The organism is Allobosea sp. P1_A7 (assembly GCF_056406775.1).
This window is the reverse complement of the sequence record NZ_JBFTZN010000379.1, coordinates 1-4,237: the sequence shown is the minus strand read 5'-3', so window position 1 is coordinate 4,237 and position 4,237 is coordinate 1. Positions and strand designations below refer to the sequence as shown.

Annotated in this window: 6 protein-coding genes and 1 tRNA gene; 2 read left to right on the top strand and 5 right to left on the bottom strand. The window is 63.3% G+C overall.

The features are described 5' to 3' along the window. Positions 1-202 precede the first annotated feature (202 nt). From AC1D34_RS34575 to rplU, 3 genes are all read right to left on the bottom strand, one after another. On the bottom strand, positions 203-838 hold the full coding sequence (locus AC1D34_RS34575; RefSeq protein ID WP_069878797.1) for a GNAT family N-acetyltransferase: 636 nt from the start codon (positions 836-838) through the stop codon (positions 203-205). Positions 839-991: 153 nt separating this feature from the next. Then, the gene (gene rpmA, locus AC1D34_RS34570) at positions 992-1,258 is read right to left on the bottom strand and encodes a 50S ribosomal protein L27 (RefSeq protein WP_043241804.1); all 267 of its coding nucleotides are present in this window, start codon (positions 1,256-1,258) and stop codon (positions 992-994) included. 99 nt (positions 1,259-1,357) lie between these two features. Next, entirely contained in the window at positions 1,358-2,032 is a 675-nt protein-coding gene (gene rplU, locus AC1D34_RS34565; RefSeq protein WP_069878798.1) for a 50S ribosomal protein L21, read from the bottom strand. 303 nt (positions 2,033-2,335) lie between these two features. On the opposite strand from rplU, the gene AC1D34_RS34560 reads away from it, so the two are divergent. Then, a tRNA-Ser gene (locus AC1D34_RS34560) sits at positions 2,336-2,425 on the top strand. 55 nt (positions 2,426-2,480) lie between these two features. On the opposite strand, the gene AC1D34_RS34555 is transcribed toward AC1D34_RS34560, so the two are convergent. Beyond that, positions 2,481-2,771 (bottom strand): I78 family peptidase inhibitor, encoded by a 291-nt coding sequence (locus AC1D34_RS34555; protein WP_441492471.1) that lies wholly within the window; start codon positions 2,769-2,771, stop codon positions 2,481-2,483. 44 nt (positions 2,772-2,815) lie between these two features. Beyond that, complete coding sequence (locus AC1D34_RS34550; RefSeq protein WP_441492472.1) at positions 2,816-3,349, bottom strand: hypothetical protein; 534 nt, start codon at positions 3,347-3,349, stop codon at positions 2,816-2,818. Positions 3,350-3,494: 145 nt separating this feature from the next. On the opposite strand from AC1D34_RS34550, the gene AC1D34_RS34545 reads away from it, so the two are divergent. Continuing rightward, a complete protein-coding gene (locus AC1D34_RS34545) occupies positions 3,495-4,007 on the top strand; it encodes a PRC-barrel domain-containing protein (RefSeq protein WP_441492473.1) in 513 nt (170 codons plus the stop codon). Positions 4,008-4,237 lie beyond the last annotated feature (230 nt).

Below are 4,237 nucleotides of genomic sequence, written 5' to 3'. Positions count from 1 at the left end.
CAAGGCAATGATGAGATGGACGAGGTCTCGGGCGACGGATGGGCCAAACTTCAAACGGACGGCTCCCTCAAGGGCGAAATCCGCGTCCACAACGGTGACGATTCCACCTTCATCGCCCGCCCWWGGACGACTTCTTCAACAGCCTGCTAGAGCCCACGGCCAACAGCAATCAGCCCCGGCATCATCTGCCGGGGCTTTCGTTTCAGGCGACGCAGAATTCGCCGGGGGTCTCGATTTCGGGCGCGTGGGTCCAGCCCGTTGCTCCCCAGCTCTTCAGGGCAGCCCAGGTCGAGCGGTCGAGCCGGTACTGCTCGCAGGGGAACAGCCCGCCGCGAGCCGGCAGCGACTTCAAGAAGGAGCCCTCCTGCCGGAAGCCGGACTTCTCCAGCACCCGGCGTGAGGCCGGGTTGATGACGCGCGTGTCCGCCTCGATCGCCGGAATGTCGAGCAAGGTGAAGAGCGTGTCGATCAGAGCCTGCGCGGCCTCGGTCGTGTAGCCCTTGCCCCAGTGTGGGGTGCCGAGCCAGTAGCCGATGAAGGGGATGCCGGTCGCCTGCTTATGGGCGCCGATCATGCCGATGAGCTCGTTCGGCCTGGAGCGCGGCGTGATCGCCAGCGCCAGATGCTCGCCGAGCGCATTGCCCTTGCGCATGGCGAAAATGAAGGGCTCGACCGCATCCGCCGGATAGGGATGCGGGATCGAGGCCGTCATCTCGGCCACGGCTTTCTCCCCAGCCTGACGCAGGATGGCGGAAGCGTCTGCCATGCGCGGCCAACGCAGCCAGAGACGGCGGGTCTCGAGCCGGAAGACATCGTCGCGGGTCAGTTCGGGGAACATCGGTCTCTCCGTCGGCGCAAACGAAAAAAGGGAGCTGGGACTTTGGTCCCATCTCCCCTTTCGCTTGACCTTCGGGAGACCCTTGTCGGGCCTTGCCCTTGATCCGATCGGTTCGATGGAACCGGCGGATCAAGGAACTTCCCTATCCGCCTTTTACTCTGCGGCCTCTTGGGCCGGGACTACGTTCACGAAAGCTCGGCCGAGTTTCGTCGTGAATCGGACTCGTCCATTGGTCGTCGCAAAGAGCGTATGGTCTTTGCCCATGCCAACGTTCACGCCGGCATGCCACTTGGTGCCGCGCTGACGAATAATGATGTTGCCGGCCACGACCGCCTGGTCGCCGAAGCGCTTCACGCCGAGACGCTTGCTTTCGGAGTCGCGACCATTGCGCGACGAGCCGCCTGCTTTTTTGTGAGCCATAACGCCCTACCTCGAAACTACTGTTGTCTCTCTAACCCGAATCGGCGGCAAAAGCCACCGGTTCGGAGATGAAAGCCGAAGACTGCCTGACAGGAGCTGTCAGTAGTCCTCGCCGGAAGCCTGTTCGGCCTGRTCGACCTTGGCGCGCGGGGGCTTGCCGGCCAGGAGTTCCTTGGCCTGAACAACCCACTCCTCGCGGGTGGCGCGGCCACGCAGCTTGAGCTCTTCGTCCCACTTGGCGACGTCGGCCTCGGACCAGGCGGCGATGTCGTTCCAGGAGGTGATGCCGGCAGCGCGCAGCTTCTTCTCGATGGTCGGGCCGACGCCCGAGATCAGCGAGAGGTTCGAGGCGTCGAGCGCCTCGGCCTTAGCTTCAGCCTTCGCCTTGCCCTTGACGGCGCTGGCGGCGGCCTTCACGGCAACGGTCGAAGCGTCACCCTTCTTCATCTCGGGCTTCTTGCCGCCCGTGAGGATGTCGGTGATGCGCACGATCGTCAGCTCGGCGCGGAAGCCACGCTTGCGCTTCGAGTTCTGGCGGCGGCGCTTCTTGAAGGCGATGACCTTCTCGCCGCGAGCCTGGCGCACGATCTCACCGGCAACGGTGATCTCGGCCAGTTCCTTCGCGCCGAGCGTCGACTTCTCGCCGTCGGTCAGCATCAGGACGTTGCCGAAGGCAACGGTATCGCCAGGCTCGCCTTCGAGCTTGGCAATGGTGATTTCATCGTTCGCGGCGACGCGGAACTGCTTACCGCCGGTCTTGATGACTGCGAACATCGTTGTTCTCCATGTTCAGCCCCGCCCTGTCATGGCCTCGCGAGGCGCATGCGGGACGGCTTTTTGGCAGTCGTTACGTGGTCGGGTTCACTCTTCGATCATGCCGGATGCCGCAACGCGGAGCCGGACACGCAAAAGAGATCAGGCGCGGGTTTCCCCACGCCGGACGAGGCTCGATAGTCTTGGCGGCTCTTCAGGTCAAGTCGCGAGGCTTCAGATTCGTCGGATTTATGACAGCGAGGAGACTTGTAACCGTCCGATGTGGCGTGTAGTAACCAGCCCGCTTCGACCGAAGGCGACCGCGGACAGGTGGCAGAGTGGTTGAATGCACCGCACTCGAAATGCGGCATACCCGCAAGGGTATCGGGGGTTCAAATCCCTCCCTGTCCGCCATCTTCCCGCTCAGGGGTTTCATCGCCCCGAGCAATGGCCGGAGCGCCGTTTGACGTCAGCCGCAGAGCGCCCGCTGGATTTTTCCGCTCTCATCCACCTCGATCGTCACCCGCTCCCGGCGGTAATCCATTGTCATGGGCGAGCCGGGTGAAAGACGTCGCAGCACACTTGCGCCGGTCGCACGCATGACCTCGGCGTCGCTCTTGCCGATCTGCCCTGCAAGGCGCTTGGCTCCTTCGGGCGAGCACGGACTTGGCGGCGCGGCACTGGATGGTTGACCGGCGGCCGTGCAAGCAGCGAGCGCCAGTGCTGCGATCGAGCCGAGGAGGTGAAGAGATCTGGTCATGGGGCAAGACTATATGCGAATTGCCCTTCGCCAAGCCCCGGTCCTCAAGGGCTGCGCTGTTTTCCGCTGAGGCGCAGGTCGAGGTTCTGCCCTTGCCCCGGCTGGCTCGCTCTGAGCGCCAGGGCCAACCCCTCTGCGTGCCGGCTGATCGTCAGCGTGGCCGGCGGACTGGGCCGAACGCTCTCCGCCGTCTCGCGGAAGGACAATGCGAGATTGTCACCACGACGCGCGCCGGCGAGGTTTGCCACAGTGCCTTTGCTCTCGCGGAACTCACCGTCATAGCGCTGCGTCCTGGGATCATAGCGCAGATCGATCTTCACCGTCGTGGAGAGGACCAGCGCGGTCGAGCAATGGCCGCTTAGAGTGACCCGGGAGCCCTGCTGATCGCCGTCGAATTTGCAGCTCAGTTTATGGCTCGATCCGCCCGCATTTTCGAGCGTCCCGGTGCCCGTAAAGTGTCCTTCGAACGCCTGTAGAAAGGACGCTTCGTCGATCATGGCCTGCTGGGCTGAAGCCGGTGTCATCGCGGTCGTCGCAAGCATCACGGTCAATGCCTTGAGCATGTGATCATGTTTCATGGCCGTTCCTCCTGCCGGCTAAACGCCCGAGGCAGGGATCGGATCAGTCCTTCTCGAAAATCGTGATCTCCTCGAGAGATGTTCCTCCGCGCGCTCCTGCGAATCTCCAGGCGCGCGATGCAGATGTCAGAGGTCCGACCGGGCCATGAGCCCCCTTGTCGCACTGCAGATATTCCCGGAACCGATCGGGAGGCCGGGAATTACCTCTCTGTCACGCCGCAGCGGTCTCCGACTGCGGCCCAACAAGAAGGTTATCCCAAAAATGCGCCCCATTGCTCTTGCTCTCGCCGCCACCATGCTTTCCAGCGCCGCTTTCGCGCAGACCGCTCCCACTCCGGCTCAGGCTCCGGTCTTCGTCTCAGTGAACGAAGCATCCGCCCTGACTAGCAGTCTCAAGGGGCTCAACGTCAAGAATGCCGGTGACGAGAATGTGGGCGAGATCGAGGACGTCGTCATCGCCGGTAACTCCCTCGCCTCTTACATTCTGTCGGTCGGCGGCTTCCTTGGAATGGGCACGCACTATGTTGCGGTCAGCCCGAACGCGCTCGCGATCACCTGGAATGCGACGGACAAGAAGTGGAATGCCAGGATCAACGCCACCAAGGACCAGCTGAAGGCGGCGCCGCAGTTCAAATATGAAGGCCGCTTCGCGAAGTAGGCTCAATCGCCATAGCCTTGAACAGGGCCCGGCTCCTTGAATGGGGCGCCGGGCCCTTACGCTGTGGGACACGGCACTCTCGCGGAAACCCGCCTGCCGGATTGATCGCCGCGCCGGAGTGTTCAGTTCCAGGCCTCGTCTCCCTCGCCTCACCATCGCGGTCGCGGCGGAACTGACGAGGCGCGATCGACACCCCGCGCGACACGCGCGGAAGTTGCGAAGCTCACCAC